Below are 17,703 nucleotides of genomic sequence, written 5' to 3'. Positions count from 1 at the left end.
GCGAACCAAGTTCGTGAGCGCGTTTTGAAGCATCGCCGCGGCGACGATAGCTACCGCGTGATTTCGATACCGTCGGCTTCCCCCGCAACGACCCAGTCGTCGTCACCGAGGCTATAGTGACGAACCTCGGGAGTTTCCCATTTCCCATCGATACACACCGAACTGACCTCACACCGCCGGATTCCCCCGTGGCGCGGCTCAATTTCGAGTCGAAAGCGGTCGTCGGGCATATAGTCGATGGGACTCGCAGGCCCCTCGTAGGTGGTTCCGTCTGTGAGTTCGATGCGAACGTGATTCCCGAGGGCGACGATTTCTAACACTTCGGTGAACGTCTGCATGTTAATTAGTAACACGTTGCGAACCTGAGTAAGCGTTACGGCTTTTCGGGGAGTGATCGGAGGAGATTCCCGAGAAGTGTGGAACGGTGATTTTGAGCGCGTTTTTGGTATTGTCGTATCCAAAGACCCCCACCGTAACGGAACAGTGCGATTCTGTTACCCGGTTCGGAGCAGTCGCTAACAACTGCTGACTCAAAAACCCACAATCGTACCCGCGCCACACGGTCGTTCGAATCCCGCCGATTTTCGCGCTTCAAATTCCATCCGACGAACACCTCAACCTTGAAGACGCCGGGATGAAACGATTGTATAAATGAGCGACGGGGAGCAAACCATTCGGTCGCTGGACGAGCAAACGGTTCAGCGAATCGCGGCGGGAGAGGTCGTCGAGCGGCCCGCCTCCGTGGTGAAAGAATTGGTCGAAAACAGCCTCGACGCGAACGCCTCGCGAATTTCGGTGCGAATCGACGGCAGCGGCACGGAACGAATCGCCATCGAGGACGACGGCATCGGCATGAGTGAGGAAGACGTGCAACTCGCCGTGGAGGAACACACGACGAGCAAGATACGGGACATAGACGATTTGGAATCAGGGGTCGCGACCCTCGGATTTCGTGGGGAGGCCCTCTACACCATCGGCGCGGTTTCCCGACTCACCATTCGAACGAAACCGAGGGGCGGCGAAGCGGGGACAGAACTCCGGCTCGCGGGAGGAAAAGCAGAGGAAATCAAACCGGCGGGCAGACCGGCGGGGACGACAGTGGAGGTTACCGACCTGTTTTTCAACACCCCGGCGCGCGAGAAGTACCTGAAAACCGATTCGACCGAGTTCTCGCACGTCAACCGAGTCGTCACGCAGTACGCGCTGGCGAATCCGAACGTGGCGTTTTCACTGGACCACGACGGCCGGGAGATATTTTCGACGACCGGACAGGGCGACCTTCAGTCCGCGATTCTGTCCGTCTACGGACGCGAAGTCGCCACCGCGATGATTGCCGTGGGGAACGAGCGAAGCGAGGGAGACGAAGACGGTGATGGCCTCACCGTTTCGGGCTACGTCAGCCATCCAGAAACCACCCGAAGCACGCGGGAGTACGTCGCCACCTACGTCAACGGGCGCTACGTGCGCTCGTCGGTCGTTCGGGAGGCCGTCCTCGCCGCCTACGGAAATCAGCTTGCGCCCGATCGCTATCCGTTCGCCGTCCTCTTTCTGTCCGTTCCGGGCGATTCCGTGGACGTGAACGTCCACCCGCGAAAGATGGAGGTTCGGTTCGGCGACGAAGCGAGCGTTCGGGAGACGGTTCGCGATTCGATAGCGAACGCGCTTCTCGACGACGGATTGATTCGGTCGTCCGCACCCCGAGGACGTTCAGCACCGGACGAAACCGACGTGGTACCCGAGGTACAGTCGGAACTCGATACCGCCGCTGACGACGGGAATTTGAGCGCAGACGGGGACGAACTGACAGACCGGTCATCACGGCCGCCACACCCCGAAAAAAACGGGACCGATTCGGGAGTCGCAAACGGGCAGGAATCGCGGTTGAGCGATTCCGCGGGCGAAAATCGCGGTGAGCGTCGTGAATCGAATACGTCACCTGAAATCTCGAACGCGAAATCGCGCGCCACGGATGCAGAGTCCTCGGGTATCGACCAGCAGACGACAACCGCGAGCGCAACCCAGTCAACCGCGGGTGAAATCCCAAACACCGCAAACCGAAATCCGAACCGTCGAGAATCACGGCCCCAATCCGCTAGAAAACCCGAACGAAAATTCCGCGCGGCGACCGAAACGGATACGCTGACCGACGCGTTTCAATCGTCCGAACCGGCGGAAGGGGAGTTCGAACGACTGCCGCCGATGCGCGTTCTCGGACAACTGCACGACACGTACGTCGCCGCCGAAACGCCGGACGGATTGGTACTCATCGACCAGCACGCCGCCGACGAGCGCGTGAACTACGAGCGACTGCGCGAGAAGTTCGAGGGCGACACGACGACGCAGGTGCTCGCCTCGTCGGTCGAATTCGAACTGACGGCGGCGGAGGCCGCGCTGTTCGACGAGTACGAAGAGGCGCTGGCGCGATTGGGTTTCCACGCGGCGCTCACCGGCGAGCGAACAGTCGAAGTGACGACGGTTCCCGCCGTTCTCAGCGAAACGCTGTCGTCGGAACTCCTGCGTGACGTTCTCGGCGAGTTCGTCTCGACCGACTCGGACGAACGCGACCGAAATTCGGCGGCGGCGGTCGCCGACACCCTCATCTCCGATTTGGCGTGTTATCCCTCGATTACCGGAAACACCTCGCTTCGTGAGGGGGATGTGGTGAGTCTGCTGTCCGCACTGGACAATTGTGACAATCCCTACGCCTGTCCGCACGGACGACCAGTCATCATCGAATTCGGCGAGCAGGAAATAGAAAACCGGTTCGAACGCGACTATCCGGGCCATTCCGGCCGGCGACCGGAGTGAGTACTCCAGTTCTATTTCTGACTATTTTTGCAACCAGTAAGGAGAACCTTCATATCGGCTGGCCGAATCAAATTTCAGTATGTCACGCGGGACGAGTCAGGGAGGTCTCCTCGATGCGATACGATACGCTTTACAGCAGTTACACACCGAATGGATGTCGCTATTCTTTCCACGACAGCGACAGCAGACCCACTCGGTGCTCGGGCAGTGGACGCCACAGAGTACGGCAGGGAAAGTAGCCTATCGTGCGTGGGGCGTGGTCAGCACGCTCGTCGTCGCTCTGCTCTACCCGTTCGTCCTGTTCGGTTTTGCGACGCGGTACTACACGAGCCGCATCGACCGCACGGCGGCGAGCCTCGGCGTTCTGGGCGTCATCCTGCTCTCGGTGCTCATCTGGGGCGGACTGGCAGCGCTGGCCCGAGTCCGCTTTTCCACCGAAGGATTCTACGCCGTCACCGCCGCCGGGGGCGTTGCTACCATCGCCGCAGTGCTTGCGTACCTCACCAGTCGCTACGGGGGCCGGATTACCACCGTGTTGTTCGCCTACCCCTTCGGCATGACCGCCCTGTTCTTGCCCCCCATGGTCGCCGCGCTGTACTCGCCGACGCTCTCGGAAGTCGTCTTCCCGAACAGCGAAACGCTGGCGGTGTGGTTGCTGGACAACGTCCTCGACTACCGCGGAATTAACGAGATTCTCCGCGCGCAATTCGACCTCGAAGGGTTGGCCTTCGTCGGCATGTGGTTCGGCATCGCGGTGCCGCTGGGTTGGATACTTGGATTCTTAGTGACGCTGGCGAATCTCATGCGGCCGAAATCGGAGTAACGCTTTTTGTTCGGTCGCCTAACTGTCCGATATGGAGTTCGACACCACGAAAACTGTACTCGTCTTTCTGGTACTGTTCGGTATCATCGCAGTCGGCACGTTCATGAGTCCGATGATCACTAGCACCGTGATGATGGTTCTCGGCGGACTGGCCGTCTTCGGCATGCTGACGCTCTTCCTCGGCGTGAAACACGGTGAGTACCGCGCGATGCGATAAGCACGAACGATTTACTCGACCCGACTGACCAGCGACCGAGTGAAACGAGGGCGTGGTAAGCAATCGACACAACCGCCGGATTTCCGCGTATTTTCACTGACAGGTGAAATCGACGATTTTCACAACCGTCAGCAGTCAGCACGCGACACAGTCGCCAAGGGTCTGCAACCTCCACATCCGTCAACCGCCAGTTCGCTCTCCGCGAGTGAGGAACACAGTGACGAACGAACGGGCCGACGGCTGAGCGGAACGGAGTGAAGCGAAGGAGATTTTGGTTCAGCTTTTACAGGAAATGCGAGAGAGCGAAGCAATCTCGTTCCTTCACGGGCGACGCCCGTGAAGAAGCCAGCAAGCACGGCGATGGCGGTCACCGCCGTGCTTTCCTGCGACCGTCGTAAAGGTGTAGTTAAAAGGCGGTCTTTACATGTAACCGAGGTCGCGCAGACGCTCCATCAGGTCTTCTTTGTCCTGGGCGCGTCCTGCACGCTCGGTCGTGTTCTCCATGTCCTGCAACCATGCCGGTTCCTGGTCGCTTTTCTGCGTGCTGACTTCGCTGCCGAGCGAGCGGAACCCTTCGAAGTACTTCGGCGAGACGGGGATGTCGTCTTGCGTCACGCCGTCCGGCAGGTCGTCGAATCCCTGTGGGACGTAGCCGTCGTCGGGGTACTCCTCGACGGTGTCCGGCACGACGAAGTACCAGAACGCGTCCCAAACGGCCGGTTCGTCGAAGTGGAGGATGGGCTGAATGCGGTCGTGCGGCGGGTAGATTTCGGGGTCGTGGCGCGGGCTGAAGAACGTCTCGTCGGCGCGGGCTTCCTGTTCGTCCCAGCGCACGCCGGAGATGACGCCGTCCACGTCGTACTCTTCGAGCGCGTCGTTCAGTGCGACGGTTTTCAGCAGGTGGTTGCCGACGTAAGTGTCGAGCAGGAACGGGAAGGTGTCCTCCTCGTATTCGAGGAGGTCGCGGACGTGGTGCTGGTTGTGTTCGGAGAGTTCACCGATTTCGATGTCGTCGCCCGGTTCGAGGCCGTGTTCGTCAACGTAGTCGCCAACGTCCTCGTTGCGGGCGTAGATGACTTCCAAATCCCATTCGTCGGCCCAGTGCTCGACGAAGTCGTGAATCTCTTGGAAGTGCTGGAAGTGGTCGATGAAGACCGCCGGTGGAACCTCCAAATCGTAGCGCTCCGCCACTTCCTTGATGAAGTAGAGCGTGAGCGTGGAGTCTTTGCCACCCGTCCACATCACGGCGGGGTTGTCGTACTCTTCGAGACCTTTCTTCGTGACCTCGATGGCTTTCTCTACTTTGTGTTCGAGCGAGGGGTAATCCTCGGGGTTTTCGCCTTCACCATCGCTGTAGTCTACGTTGAGATAGTCTGGAAACTCGTCTGCCATGACTCGTAATTAGATATAATTACCTCGCTAAAGTGCTTTTCGGCTCCGCATGAAGAACCGTTTAGGTTAGTACGGTGCTGGATTCGAATTTTACGATAGAAAGGATAAATCACGGCGCGCAGTGGCTCACCGCTTTTGTCCGGATACGAACCCAGAGCGCGAGATTACGAAATGAATTTGTTGTCGCGCCAGTTCACGCCGCTGGACGAGGAGTTTTCATTTCGCGGCCCCTCCACCACTTCGATGGAGGCCGGTCGGTCGTCGCCGTCCACGATGCGAGTCGCTTCCAAATCGCCGTCTACTTCCGCAATCGCGGTAAGCGTCCCCTTCTCGGCTTGGCGAGCGAGGGTACAGAGCACCTCGAACATCGGATACTGAAGCGCGCTGTTCTGAAGCACCGTCTCCCGGTCGCCTTTGAACGCGGCCATCTCGATGAGTTCGCCGGTCGGTTCTTCTTCTTCTTCGTCCTCGGCGTCCGCACCCCATCGCGGAGCGTTGCGCCGCGCCTCCTCCTCTTCGGTGAAAACCCGTGTCTCCGAGACGCTGGCTTTCAGTTGCGCCGTCGGCGTGTATTTGCTGATGGATTCGTCCGTCGAGACAGCGCTGATGATAAGCGTGTTGTTCCGGCGGGTAATATCGACGCTGTCGATTCCATCCGGTAGTGGGGGTTCGCTTTCAAAGTGGTCGTAGACAGTTTCAAGCGGCAGTTCGAGCGTCGAATGTAGTCGGTATACCTGGCTCATTTGTGGTCGTGAGTTCCATCTCCCGTCGGCTGTACGTTCGTTACTACGTGCCCCGAACTTATAGGGGCTACCCTTTCGGTTGCGTGTGCAACCATCGAAATGACATTAGTTGGTTCGAAGCGTTTCGCCGAGTTCGTCCCGTTCTTCCATCTCCGCGAGGATGTCGCTTCCGCCGATGAACTCGCCATCGACGAACGTCTGTGGAATCGTCTCCCAACCGCTGTGTTCGGACAGTTCCTCTCGGTAGACGTCCAAATTGTCGAGAACGTCTACCGTCTCGAACTCGTCGCGGTGTTTCCCGATAAGTTCGAGCGCGCGCTGTGAGAAACCGCACTGGGGCATCATCCGCGTTCCTTTCATGAACAGGACGACCTCCTCGTTTTCGAGCGTGGAATTGACCCGTTCTTCCACCTCTTCGGCGGAAAGCTGTTCTCCGGGTGTGAACGTCATACGCTTGCGTAGGCACCCCCGGCGCAAAGAAGTTGCGACCGAGTCATCCGGTCGTCTGTATCGTTCCGTACCGGGCAAACGACCCGTCGTAGCCCTCGATGGTGGTCACCATTTCACCATCCACGACGACGGTTACCGTGTCGTAATCGCGCGGGACCGTGATTCCGGCGTCGATAGTTCTTCCCGGTTGGCAATCGGCAGGCGGGGTTTCCTCTTCGCGGATGCGGCGCGGTCGGGACTCGAATCTGACGAGGAGGATTCCGATGAGAACCCGGTTACCACTCGTGCCTTCGAAAATATCGGTCAGAATGAATATTTTTCCGTGGAAGGATTGTTTATAGCTATTCGTCGCTTCCGACGCCGATGACCTGTACGAGCGAGTAGACCGGAACGCCGTTCAGTTCCTCGATTCCCTGCTTGTCCGCGAGGACGATACAAGCGACCGGTTCACCGCCGCGGTCTTCGATGGCCTCGATGGTTTCTCCCATCGTCGTCCCGCTGGTGATGGTGTCGTCTACGATGTAACACTCGCGGTTGCGAATCTGCGCGAAGTTGCGCGAGAAACTGCCGCCGTGTTCGTCGATGTCGCCTTCCTCCCACTGGTGTTTGCGGGGAGCGTAGGTGCCGAGGTCAGTGTCGAGTTCGCGCGCGACCACGGTCGCGAGCGGCGCGCCAGCCTTCTCGATACCGATGGTCAAATCGACTTCCTCGCCGTGTTTCGACAGCAAATCGGCCATCGCCGCGCCGATGTGCGTGAGTCGAGCGCTGTCGCGTCCGATGGCGCTCCAATCGACGTGGATGTCCTGCGTGCCGCCCTTCGGTTCGGGGCTCGGCGTCCTTCCGCTGCGTTCGACCAGCCAACTGGCCGTCTCGCGCGACACGTTCAGTTCGTCGGCGATTTCGCCCTTCGATAGGCCTCGCTCCGCCAGTTCCGCTGCACTCTCTATCAAGTCGTCTACGTTCTTCATTGGGTGTGGAATTTAACGGCCGTCTTTATTGTCGTTTCGTCGTCCGCAAAGGCTGACTCGACGTTCGATACGTCGTAAATACCTGTCACGAGGTCGTCCAACAGCCACTCCGGCATCTCCGCGAGCGTTTCGACTGCGGATTCGAAATGGCGATAGTTGGAGTTGACGCTTCCGACGAGCGCCTTGTTGTTCATCACGAGTTCGCGGTGGAGGTTCCCGCCGTCGATTTCGAACGACCACGAATCCGGCACGCCGAGCAGTGCCGCCACGCCGTTCGGGGCGAGCGCCTCGATGGATTCGAACGCGTGCTTCGCGTAGCCGGTTGCCTCGTAAACGAAGTCCATCGGTTCGTGCGCGACGGAAATTTCGGATACGGACGTCGCGCGTGAATCAACGTATGTTGCGCCCAACTTCTCGATGACGTCGATGGTCGGGTCGGGCCTGTCGCGCCTACCGAGGCAGTAGACTCGGTCGAAATCGGAATCGAGCATCGCGACGGTGAGAAGGCCGAGACTCCCGTTACCGAGAACGAGCCCGCTCTCCGGCTGCCAGTCGAACGCAGAGCGCGAGGCACGCGCGTGTTCGATCGCCTTCTCGGAGATGCTGATTGGTTCGACCAAGAAGCCCCACTCGGCCAGTTCGTCTGGCACCGAAACGAGGGCCTCTGCGGGGCTAGTGAAGTACTCACTCATGAAGCCGTGTTCGCCCGAAATCCCGCGTTCCGTCGTTTCGTCCGGTGGGGCCATATCGGGTTCACCTCGTTCGAAATACTCCGTCGGGCCGTCCGGAAGCGGTCTGCGGACGGTCGGGACGACCACGTCGCCCTCCTCGAACGCGGTTCCGTTCGGGTCATCTACGACGCCGACCGCTTCGTGGCCGAGGACGAGGTGGTCGTCGTCCTCGGGGAACGCGCCGTGGTGACCGGCGAGGATTTCGTGGTCGGTGCCGTCTACGCCGACCGTGAGGGTTCGCACCAGCGCCTCACCCGGTTCGGGTTCCGGTCGTGGTTTCTCGATGATTTCGGGGCTGTGTTCCCCGCGTCGGAGTGCGACTGCGTGCATATCCCGCTATTGTACGCACTCGCTCAAAAGATTTATTCTTTGGCGAGTAAATTTGTCTGAGCCAGCTGGGCGCTGGCTGGTGTCAGACCGACAACCACGTCGTCGAAGGTATGTGGGAAGAGCAGATGGGCCAGACGCTTCCCATGACGCTGAGGCACGAAAACGCCGGAATCGTCGCCGAGGTGGGGAAAAACGTGACTCTCGTCTCGGAGGGCGACGCCGTCGTCTGTCATCCTGCGCGAACCTGCGGCATCTGTCGCACCCGCCGACTCGGACAGGATATACACTGCGAGAACCTCGTCTTCCGCGGACGGCGGTTTTGCAGAATACCTGCTGACGAGCGAGCGCGCGGTGATTCCGCTTCCCGAGTGTGTCGATCCGACCGAATCGCACCCCACGCGGACGCCAGTATCACGGCCTACCACGCGGTGAAAAAGGGGGGTTCGCGAACTGAACCCTGGCGACCACGGGGTCGTGGTTGGCGGCGGCGGATTGGGTCACATCGGACTGCAAGCATTGCGAACCACGAGCGCGGCGGAGATAATCGCCGTCGAGGTGAAAGACGAGGCGCTCTCCCTGGCCGCCGATTTGGGCGCGAACTACACCGTCAACTCTCGGAAGGAGGATGTCGTAAAAGAGATGGACGCGATTACGGACGGTGACGGAGTCCGCCAAATTCTCGACTTCGTAGGCGGGGACGAAACACTCGGCTACGCGCCCTCTTTACTCGCGGGCGGCGGAGACCACCACGTCGTCGGCTACGGCGGCCACGTCCACGAACCGGCCCAAGCGCTCGTGAACGGCGGTTTCGACTACCGGGGAACCCTCGTCGAAACCGATCCCGAACTACAGGAACTCATGGCGCTCGTCGCTCGGGGCGACGTGGAGCTACGAACCTCGCGGTACGATTTGGACGAAATCAACGACGTCGCCGATAAGCTGGAACGCGGCAAAATCGAAGACCGGGGCGTCATCACACCGTAATCGGCACTCCCTACATCCGAACCGATACCCGGTTTCCGCGCTCCGCCGATTCGTAAATCGCCTCGATAGTTCGCATATCCACTAGCGCGTGGTGACCGTCCGGTTCCGGATCGCGCCCTGAAAGCAGACAATCCGCGAAGTAGTCGAACTCCTCGGCGACTTCGTCCACCGGTTCGACCGAGAAATCCGCCGTCAACTGCGATTCGCCGAAAAACGCTGGTTCGAGGCTCAGTCGGCCTTCCGTTCCGACGACCGTGAATTGGCTTCGCTGGGCGGCGTACTGGCTAGCGACGCAGGCCGAGGTGACGCCGTTTTCGAATTCGACCTCGAAGGCAACGTGTTGGTCAACCTCCGAGAAGTGTTCGTGCGGACTGTTCGTCGTCCCCTGCGCGCTCACGGGGTCTGTATCCAACACGAACCGGGCGGTGTTGAGCGGGTAGATACCGAGGTCGATGAGCGCCGACCCGCCCGCCAGGTCGGCGTCGAGTCGCCACTGGTTCGGGTCGGGCGAAATCGTCTCGAATACGTTCTGGCACATCGTCCCTTCGACCAGCGCGGGGTCGCCGACGAACCCCTCGCGGACGAGTTCGCGCATCCGCCGAACCGCCGGATTGGTGTGCATCCGGTAGCCGACCATCAGCGTCGCACCTGCGTTTTCGCATGCTTTGACGACTTTTTCTGCGCGCGCCGTCGTCGCCTCCATCGGTTTTTCGCAGAGAATCGCTTTGCCGAAATCGACGGCGCTCTCCGCGAAATCGAGGTGCGTCGCGTTCGGTGTGGCGATGTATACCGCGTCGTAGCGTTCGTTGGCCTCGCCAGCGTGGAACTCGTCGTAGGTGAGTCGGTACTCCGCCCCGGCCTCGTTCCCGACTCGGTTCGCTTTTTTCGAACTGCCGCTGACGACCGTGCTGACCTCGCAGAAGTCGCTTTCGGCAATAGCCGGGATTACTCTCCCCTCCGTGAACCAACCGAGTCCGATGAGGGCGAATCGGATTCGTTCGGCCGGGTCGGAGACGGTTTGCCAGTCGCGCCGGGTGAACTCGGCGAGGTGTTCTGCGAGTTGCATTTGTATCGTCGATGATGGGGATTCGGTTATGATTTCGGGCTTCAAGTACGGGGGAATTTGGTGATGTGGAAGTAAGTCTCCGCCAAAATTGGTGTAGAAGTGGTCACTGTCAGAATTGGTGTAGAAATGGTGGTAGCAAATCACGACAACACATGACCGCAACCGCATCCGCCCACATGCCTCCCCAACCGATTTACTCACTCACTGGCGCTCGTTCGCTCATCCCTCGCGCGGCTTTGGCTCGCCTCCTCGAAGGTGAACTTCTCGAAGGCTCGCCAGCGCGCGCCACATCGCTTGACTGACCTGCCGTATGGTTGCGCCAGCGCGTTCGCACGAGAGGAACGAGGCGACGCAGCTGCGTCGCCTCGTCAGAGAACGGCGAAGCCGTGAGTCGTGAGCGTCAGCGGACACCGGGTGCAAGTCCGCGCTGGCGGGGAGGAGTGGGGAGACTGGCGGTTCCTCGGCGTCCTCGTGAACGGAGTTCTCGTGAGCGAAGCGAGAGCTTCGTTTGGAGTCGGGAATACCAATCAAAACACCGAAAACCGTCGTTTCGATACCGGAAACTGGTTTTCCTCGCAATCGGCACTCACGTCCAACAATTCCACTTCGAAACCGCGTTTTCCGACCTCGTCCGTCAACTCTTAAGAGTCGCCCCCGCGACTGTTCACACAATGTTCGACGCGGACGACCTCGAAGAAATCCGCCGGGGGAAAAACGACTGGGAAGAAGCAACGCTCTCCCCGACGCTCGACCGATTCGGCGAGCGAAAGGAGGAGTTCACGACCGACACGGACGGGCAGTCGATAGATCGGCTCTACACGCCGAACGACGTAGCCGACATGGACTACGAGGACAACCTCGGTTTCCCGGGCGAAGACCCCTACACGCGCGGGGTGTATCCCACGATGTACCGCGGGCGACTGTGGACCATGCGCCAGTACGCCGGGTTCGGGACGGCGGACGAGACGAACGAACGCTATCACTACCTGCTCGACAACGGCCAGAGCGGTCTATCGATGGCGTTCGACCTGCCGACCCAGATGGGCTACACCTCCGACGACGAGATGTCGGCGGGCGAAGTCGGCAAGTCGGGCGTGGCCATCGACACGCTGGCCGACATGGAAACCGTCTTCGACGGGATTCCGCTGGACGAGGTGAGCACGTCGATGACCATCAACGCGCCCGCGTCGGTGCTGTTGGCGATGTACATAGCGGTCGGCGACGAGCAGGGCGTTCCGCGCGAGCAACTTCGGGGAACCATCCAGAACGACCTGCTGAAGGAGTACATCGCGCGAAACACGTACATCTACCCGCCAGAGCCGTCGATGCGGGTCATCACTGACATTTTCGAATTCTGCGCAGAGGAGACGCCGAAATTTAACACCATCTCGATTTCGGGGTATCACGTCCGCGAGGCGGGTGCGACTGCGGCGCAGGAACTCGCCTTTACGCTCGGCGACGGAATCGCCTACGTCGAGGCCGCGCTCGACGCTGGATTGGACGTAGACGAGTTCGCGCCTCAGCTCTCTTTCTTCTTCAACGCGCACAACGATATCTTGGAGGAAGTCGCCAAATTCCGCGCGGCCCGGCGAATGTGGGCCACTATCATGGAGGAGCGGTTCGGCGCCGAGAACCCGAAATCGAAACAGCTCAAGTTCCACACGCAGACCGCAGGTTCGACCCTAACGGCCCAGCAAATCGACAACAACGTGGTTCGGGTCGCGTATCAGGCCCTCGCGGCGGTTCTCGGCGGAACCCAAAGCCTTCACACCAACGGGAAGGACGAGGCGCTCGCGCTTCCGACCGAAAAGAGCGTCCGAACCGCGCTCCGAACCCAGCAAATCCTCGCGCACGAAAGCGGGGCCGCGGACACCATCGACCCCCTCGCGGGCAGTTACTACGTCGAGGCACTCACGGACGATTTGGAGGAGGAAGCCTTCGACCTCCTCGACACTATCGACGAGAAGGGTGGAATGCCCTCTGCAATCGAGAGCCAGTGGGTGCAGCGCCAGATACAGGACGTGGCCTACGACCGCCAGCAGGAGGTCGAGGCGGGCGAGCGAATCATCGTCGGCGTCAACGAGTTCGAGGTGGACGAGGAACCTGAGATGGACATCCAAGAGGTCACCGAGGAGGACGAACGCAGGCAAATAGAGAGCCTGAACGAGGTTCGGGAGGAGCGCGACGACGAGCGAGTCGAGGAGACGCTGTCCGCACTCCGCGACGCCGCGGAGGGTGACGACAACCTGATGCCGTATATCATCGACGCGGTGAAAGCCTACGCCACGGTCGGCGAAATTTGCAACGTGCTTCGGGACGTGTTCGGCGAGTATCGCCCCGGAACTGCGGTGTAAGTGCATTTCGACCGAAAACGGTTTCGTCCCCGGCGGAAAGTCTCACCCGTTTCGAGTCCAATGGGTACGTAATGGAATCTCCCGCCACTTCTCGCCGCGGATTCGTCGCGTTCTATCGGCGATATACGAAGACGTGGCTCCACGCGCTCGCAACCGCGTCGCTGACCGCGTTCGGGATGTTGACCTTCGTCCACCGCGGGTTCGCCATCGTCGCGGTCACCACCTACGTTATCCCGCCAATCGTGCTGTATCTCCGCGAAGCGGACGGTCGTGATGTCGAATCGACCGTCGAGGAGACGGAACCAACGATTACCGACAACGAACTTACGACTGGCGCGGATTCGACAGCCAGTAGGAATTCAGCTGTCGGCCGGAGCTCGGAGACTGGAACGATTCCGAGTGTCGAAACCGGCAGTGAACCGGCAAACGGCGAGTCGAACCGACGCTCCGACGCCGAACTCGCTTCGAGCGATTCCGACGACGCGGACGATACGGACGCAGACGCCCCGGAAAAACCGCGCTGGACGACCGCCGAAACGCCGACGGAGGCGGTGCTGTCCGACGTGGTCGTCACGGACGCTCGCGCGTTCGCCCTCGGCGAGGGTGGCGTCGTGCTCGCCGCCGATGGGACGGACGCCGAGTGGCGCGTCGTCCTCGACGACGGACCGGGGGCGGACGGATTCGACCTCCGCAGTGCGGACGCGAGCGACGACGGTGCGGTCTGGTTCGCCGGGGACGGCGGTTCCCTCGGTTGCCTCGACCCGGAGACGGGCAGACACACCGACTACTCCGCACCCTCCAGAATCACCGACAACTGGACGGACATCGCCGTCTCGGGAACGGGCGACGACGCGACGATCCTCCTCGTCAACGGCTCGGGGCAGGTGCTACGCGGTCGGTATCGTGACGGCAACCTCGCGTGGGGCGACCCGGAAAAACCGGGAAGTGGGTCGAGTCTCTGCGCCGTCACGCTCGCCAACGGCGTCGGCTACTGCTGCGATACGAACGACTCCGTGTTTGAGACGACCGATGGCGGCGAAACGTTCGAGCGAATCGGTATCGAGTCGGTGGATGGAACCCTCACCGCCATCGGCGCAACCGCGCGCGGCGATTGCGCCGCCATCGACGACGCAGGAGTTCTCCACCGATACGACGACGGTAACTGGACGCCGAAGCGCCTCGGAGACGACCCCCTCCGGGCACTCGCGTGGGGCGAGTTCTCCGTCGCCTGCGGAGATGGTGGAATCGTTCACGAGCGCGTCGACGCGACGACCGATTGGGAACAGATTAGGACGATCGCTGATGGGCTTCGCGGGGTCGCCGTCGATTCCGACCGGGCGATTGCCGTTGGCGAGGGTGGAACGGTCGTCGTTCGTCCGAGAGAAGGATAGTCGATCGCATTCGGACGCTCGATTCATTGGCATTAAACCGACCACCGACGAACCGCTACCATGCACATCGACCACCTCGGCATCGCAACTGACGACGCGAGCGAACTGGCGGAGTTGTACGGGACGCTCTTCGACGCACCTATCGCACACGAAGAGGAGTTCGACGGTCTCCGGGTCGTCTTCGTCGAATTCGGCGATAGCTACTTCGAACTGCTGGAGCCAATCGAAGAGGGAACTATCTCCCGCTATCTCGACAGTCGAGGGCCAGGCATCCATCACGTCGCGCTCCGAACCGACGACATCGAAGGAGCGCTGGCGACTGCCCGCGACCACGGCGTCGAACTCATCGACGAGGACCCGCGCCTCGGCGCGTGGGGCCACGATGTGGCCTTTTTGCATCCGAAATCGACCGGCGGCGTGCTCGTCGAGTTCGTAGAGCACTGATTTCCCCGAATCAGACAGGACACGGAAATCCTACTCGTCGCTGTTAACCCATGCCTCCACCCTCGGTTCGAGAAAATCGAATACAGATTTGGGCGGGTTTGTGAACCATTTCGCCTCCAGCACTTCCTCGTCGGTGGTCGCCGACGCTCTCCCACTGCCCGTCATCCGAGCGTCGAAGTGGACGGTTAGTGCGTACAACCGCTTATCGCGGTTCGTCTCCAGCATGATGGTTTTTCGCCGAGCACACCAGACGCCGGTTATCTCGCATTCGATGCCGGTCTCTTCTCGAACTTCGCGGCGTGCGGTTTCCGCGTGGCTCTCGCCCGGTTCGTGGCCGCCTCCGGGTACTCCCCACGCTTCAGGTGCATCGAGATGGCGTATGAACAGCGCTCGTCCGTCGGTATCGATTACGAACGCGCTTGCATCGCCGAGCCAGCCACTTTCGACGAGTTCACGACCGTGTGCGAAAAACTCGGGGTCGTTCTCAACGGTCATTTCGCAGACCGGAAAGTGTCCGTACTCGTCTCGTAACCGCTCAACCCGGTCGTCTATCTCCGCGCGCATCTGCTCGGCGAGTGACATGGAATCGTACCGAAAAGCCGCATCGACATCAGCGTATCGCTCGAATTTCTCCTTGCTCCCGGTAAAAGACGAATTGAAGCAGTGGAACAACTCTCCCTCGATAAACACGAAACGGGCGAGCGAGGTGTGTTAGCACCGAACGAGCGCGTTCACTTGAACCGGAACGTCTCCAAGTTCTTCGGCGCGAAGGTACGGATGTTGAACTCGTGGTAGAGCGACGAGGAGAGGTCTTGAGTCGAACTCTCGTCGCCGTGGACGCAGAGCACTTTCTCGGGGCGGGGGTTCATCGTCTTGACGAAGTTCATCAGTCCGGCGCGGTCGGCGTGGCCGGAGAAGCCATCGACTGTCTCGACGTCCATCTTTAGGCTGAGCGTCTTGCTCCGGTTGCCGCGTCCGTTGAGCGGGATTTCGTCCCACCCCGTCTGGATGCGCCGACCGAGCGTTCCCTGCGCCTGATAGCCGACGAAGACCATCGTGTTGTCCGGGTCGCTCCCGAGATGTTCGAGCCACGACATAATTGGGCCGCCGGTGACCATCCCGGAAGTCGAGAGGATGATCGCCGGGTCGCCGTCGGCCACGTCCTGTCGTTCGTCCTCGCCGCCGTCGATATGGTTGAACTGCGGCGCGAGGAACGGGTTCTCGTCTTCGTGGAAGATGCGGTCGCGGAGGTCGTCGCGGAGGTATTCGGGATACGTGGTGTGGATGGCCGTTGCCTCCCAAATCATTCCATCCAGATGCACCGGCATGGTCGGAATGTCGCCGTTTCGCATCGCCTCCTCGATCACGAGCATCATCTCCTGTGAACGACCCACTGCGAACGCGGGGATGACGACTTTACCACCCTTGTCGTACGTCTCGTTGATGACCTCTTTGAGTCGCTCCTCCGAATCGGCTTGGTCGGTCTGGTAGTCGTTTCGACCGCCGTAGGTGGATTCGAGGACGAGCGTCTCCACGCGCGGGAAGTCGTTGACCGCGCCGTTGAACAGGCGGGTGTCCTCGTAGTGAATGTCGCCCGAGAACGCGACGTTGTAGAGGCCGTCGCCGATGTGGAAGTGTGAGACGGAGGAACCGAGGATGTGCCCTGCGTTGTGGAACGTGAGTTTCACGTCGGGCGCGATGTCGGTCACGTCGCCGTATTCGAGCGGAATAGTGTGTTTGATGGCTTCTCGGACCATCTCGCTCTCGTACGGCGGGACGCGGCCTTCTTTCGCGGCAACATCGAGGTAGTCGAGTTGGAGTAACCCCATCAAATCTCTGCTCGGTTCCGTCGTGTAAATCGGGCCGTCGTAGCCGTATTTGAACAGGAGTGGAACGAGCGCGCTGTGGTCGAGGTGAGCGTGAGTGAGCACCACCGCGTCGATGGTGCTCGCACCTGCGCCGAGCGCCTCCTCGACTTGGAGGTACGGCACGTCGTCGGAACCGGGCTTGTCGCCGCAGTCGATGAGGATTCGGGTTTCCGGCGTCGCGAGGATGAAACTCGCCCGACCGACTTCGCGGCAACAGCCGAGTGTGGTGATGCGAACCCACTCTTCGTTGCTCATCTCCTCACGGTGAATCTGCCGACCGACCTTTTCTAAAATATCGCGTCTATCTTCGCGCTCCTGTTTCAGGAAGTTCCGAACGTTCGACACCGTGGAGGATTCGATCGGTGGCGTGCGAACGACTTCCGGCGTCCAGCCCACTTCCTGTGTAATTTGACGGAGAGTACTCCCGTGTTTGCCGATAACCATTCCCGGCTTTTCGGCTTGGATGACGACTTCCCCAGTATCGACGTGGAAATCGAGGTCAGTGACGCCCGCCTCGTCCGGAATCACTTCGAGGATGTCCTTTCTTGCCCTATCCGGCCGCGAAAGCACGTCCGGGTCGGGACGAACCGTGATTCGTTTCCGAAGTTGGCTCGCTAGTTTCCGAATGAGGTCGCCGTTCTTCGCGAACTTTTTCGGGTCACGCGTGTAGACGACGAGTTCGGGGCCTTCGTACTTGACGTCAGACACCGAAATGTCGCTCGGCAGTTCGCTCGTAATCGTTGCTTTGAGGTCTTCGAGTTGTTGCTCTACTTTACTCATGGTGAAAACAGTCTGCTTCGTCCGTCGAGAGAGCGAGTGCTGTTTGTCCGATGTCTCGAATGATGTCGCAAACGGCACGAACACCGTAATCACTACGACTTAGACAGCACAGCATAGATTGTCTCGCTTATTTTTTGCGGGATTGTAATGTCGCGCACTACTGCGCATAGTGTGGTCCCGGTCTCCGAAAGCCAACTGCTCATGGGGGACACAGGAAAACCCGCTTATCACATAGTAATCCATGGGGTTATAAAAGCCTTCTCAATATTCGCGAACCAGCCGCGTTTCCCCCTCCAGCGGTCCGCTCGAAGGAGAATTACACACCCGGCGGTACAACTAAATCGCTCCTCGGCA

General features: G+C 60.2%; 17 protein-coding genes and 1 pseudogene. 8 read left to right on the top strand and 10 right to left on the bottom strand.

Annotation, left to right across the window (positions count from 1 at the left end; all coding sequences use genetic code 11):
- Nucleotides 1-50: 50 nt before the first annotated feature.
- Entirely contained in the window at nucleotides 51-338 is a 288-nt protein-coding gene (locus LIX15_RS15550; protein WP_227774071.1) for a hypothetical protein, read from the bottom strand.
- A gap of 313 nt (nucleotides 339-651) precedes the next feature.
- Between LIX15_RS15550 and mutL the strand changes: the two genes are divergently transcribed.
- From mutL to LIX15_RS15530, 4 genes are all read left to right on the top strand, one after another.
- On the top strand, nucleotides 652-2,808 hold the full coding sequence (gene mutL / locus LIX15_RS15545) for a DNA mismatch repair endonuclease MutL (protein WP_227774070.1): 2,157 nt from the start codon (nucleotides 652-654) through the stop codon (nucleotides 2,806-2,808).
- Nucleotides 2,809-2,887: 79 nt separating this feature from the next.
- Nucleotides 2,888-3,631: a hypothetical protein gene (locus tag LIX15_RS15540; RefSeq protein WP_227774069.1), complete on the top strand. Its 744-nt coding sequence runs from the start codon at nucleotides 2,888-2,890 to the stop codon at nucleotides 3,629-3,631.
- A gap of 31 nt (nucleotides 3,632-3,662) precedes the next feature.
- Nucleotides 3,663-3,848, top strand: a complete 186-nt coding sequence (locus LIX15_RS15535) for a DUF7333 family protein (protein WP_227774068.1) — start codon at nucleotides 3,663-3,665, stop codon at nucleotides 3,846-3,848.
- A gap of 39 nt (nucleotides 3,849-3,887) precedes the next feature.
- Entirely contained in the window at nucleotides 3,888-4,106 is a 219-nt protein-coding gene (locus LIX15_RS15530) for a hypothetical protein (protein WP_227774067.1), read from the top strand.
- A 162-nt stretch (nucleotides 4,107-4,268) separates the two neighbouring features.
- Here LIX15_RS15530 and LIX15_RS15525 read toward each other — a convergent pair whose 3' ends face one another.
- The 5 genes from LIX15_RS15525 to LIX15_RS15505 all read right to left on the bottom strand — a co-directional run bounded on the left by LIX15_RS15525 (nucleotide 4,269) and on the right by LIX15_RS15505 (nucleotide 8,462).
- Complete coding sequence (locus LIX15_RS15525) at nucleotides 4,269-5,240, bottom strand: phosphoadenosine phosphosulfate reductase family protein (protein WP_227774066.1); 972 nt, start codon at nucleotides 5,238-5,240, stop codon at nucleotides 4,269-4,271.
- Between the two features lie 164 nt (nucleotides 5,241-5,404).
- The gene (locus LIX15_RS15520; protein WP_227774065.1) at nucleotides 5,405-5,983 is read right to left on the bottom strand and encodes a DUF7110 family protein; all 579 of its coding nucleotides are present in this window, start codon (nucleotides 5,981-5,983) and stop codon (nucleotides 5,405-5,407) included.
- A gap of 105 nt (nucleotides 5,984-6,088) precedes the next feature.
- On the bottom strand, nucleotides 6,089-6,433 hold the full coding sequence (locus tag LIX15_RS15515) for a glutaredoxin family protein (RefSeq protein ID WP_227774064.1): 345 nt from the start codon (nucleotides 6,431-6,433) through the stop codon (nucleotides 6,089-6,091).
- 341 nt (nucleotides 6,434-6,774) lie between these two features.
- Entirely contained in the window at nucleotides 6,775-7,401 is a 627-nt protein-coding gene (gene gfcR, locus LIX15_RS15510; RefSeq protein WP_227774063.1) for a transcriptional regulator GfcR, read from the bottom strand.
- Nucleotides 7,398-8,462 (bottom strand): glucose 1-dehydrogenase, encoded by a 1,065-nt coding sequence (locus tag LIX15_RS15505; protein ID WP_227774062.1) that lies wholly within the window; start codon nucleotides 8,460-8,462, stop codon nucleotides 7,398-7,400. The genes gfcR and LIX15_RS15505 overlap by 4 nt, the downstream gene beginning before the upstream one ends.
- Nucleotides 8,463-8,530: 68 nt before the next feature.
- Between LIX15_RS15505 and LIX15_RS15500 the strand changes: the two are divergent.
- Nucleotides 8,531-9,446 (top strand): annotated as a pseudogene (locus tag LIX15_RS15500) (alcohol dehydrogenase catalytic domain-containing protein); the annotation flags it as partial.
- A 10-nt stretch (nucleotides 9,447-9,456) separates the two neighbouring features.
- Here LIX15_RS15500 and gfo6 read toward each other — a convergent pair.
- Entirely contained in the window at nucleotides 9,457-10,512 is a 1,056-nt protein-coding gene (gene gfo6 / locus LIX15_RS15495; RefSeq protein WP_227774061.1) for a D-xylose 1-dehydrogenase Gfo6, read from the bottom strand.
- A gap of 219 nt (nucleotides 10,513-10,731) precedes the next feature.
- Nucleotides 10,732-11,091, bottom strand: a complete 360-nt coding sequence (locus LIX15_RS15490; protein ID WP_227774060.1) for a hypothetical protein — start codon at nucleotides 11,089-11,091, stop codon at nucleotides 10,732-10,734.
- Between the two features lie 92 nt (nucleotides 11,092-11,183).
- Here LIX15_RS15490 and LIX15_RS15485 point away from each other — a divergent pair, with 92 nt between their 5' ends.
- The 3 genes from LIX15_RS15485 to mce all read left to right on the top strand — a co-directional run bounded on the left by LIX15_RS15485 (nucleotide 11,184) and on the right by mce (nucleotide 14,701).
- On the top strand, nucleotides 11,184-12,866 hold the full coding sequence (locus LIX15_RS15485) for an acyl-CoA mutase large subunit family protein (RefSeq protein WP_227774059.1): 1,683 nt from the start codon (nucleotides 11,184-11,186) through the stop codon (nucleotides 12,864-12,866).
- A 71-nt stretch (nucleotides 12,867-12,937) separates the two neighbouring features.
- Nucleotides 12,938-14,257 (top strand): beta propeller repeat protein, encoded by a 1,320-nt coding sequence (locus LIX15_RS15480; RefSeq protein ID WP_227774058.1) that lies wholly within the window; start codon nucleotides 12,938-12,940, stop codon nucleotides 14,255-14,257.
- A gap of 60 nt (nucleotides 14,258-14,317) precedes the next feature.
- Nucleotides 14,318-14,701 carry a methylmalonyl-CoA epimerase gene (gene mce / locus LIX15_RS15475; protein ID WP_227774057.1) on the top strand — a complete coding sequence of 128 codons (384 nt, stop codon included), beginning with the start codon at nucleotides 14,318-14,320 and terminating at the stop codon, nucleotides 14,699-14,701.
- A 30-nt stretch (nucleotides 14,702-14,731) separates the two neighbouring features.
- On the opposite strand, the gene LIX15_RS15470 is transcribed toward mce, so the two are convergent.
- Nucleotides 14,732-15,283 carry an NUDIX hydrolase gene (locus tag LIX15_RS15470; protein WP_227774056.1) on the bottom strand — a complete coding sequence of 184 codons (552 nt, stop codon included), beginning with the start codon at nucleotides 15,281-15,283 and terminating at the stop codon, nucleotides 14,732-14,734.
- A 149-nt stretch (nucleotides 15,284-15,432) separates the two neighbouring features.
- Nucleotides 15,433-17,349 carry a beta-CASP ribonuclease aCPSF1 gene (locus LIX15_RS15465; protein WP_227774055.1) on the bottom strand — a complete coding sequence of 639 codons (1,917 nt, stop codon included), beginning with the start codon at nucleotides 17,347-17,349 and terminating at the stop codon, nucleotides 15,433-15,435.
- Nucleotides 17,350-17,703 lie beyond the last annotated feature (354 nt).

Origin of the sequence: Haladaptatus pallidirubidus, assembly GCF_020700235.1 — an archaeon.
In the GTDB taxonomy this organism is placed as follows: Archaea; Halobacteriota; Halobacteria; order Halobacteriales; family Haladaptataceae; genus Haladaptatus; species Haladaptatus pallidirubidus.
The sequence above is the reverse complement of the archived record's forward strand: the minus strand, read 5'-3'. Positions and strand labels throughout refer to the sequence as shown.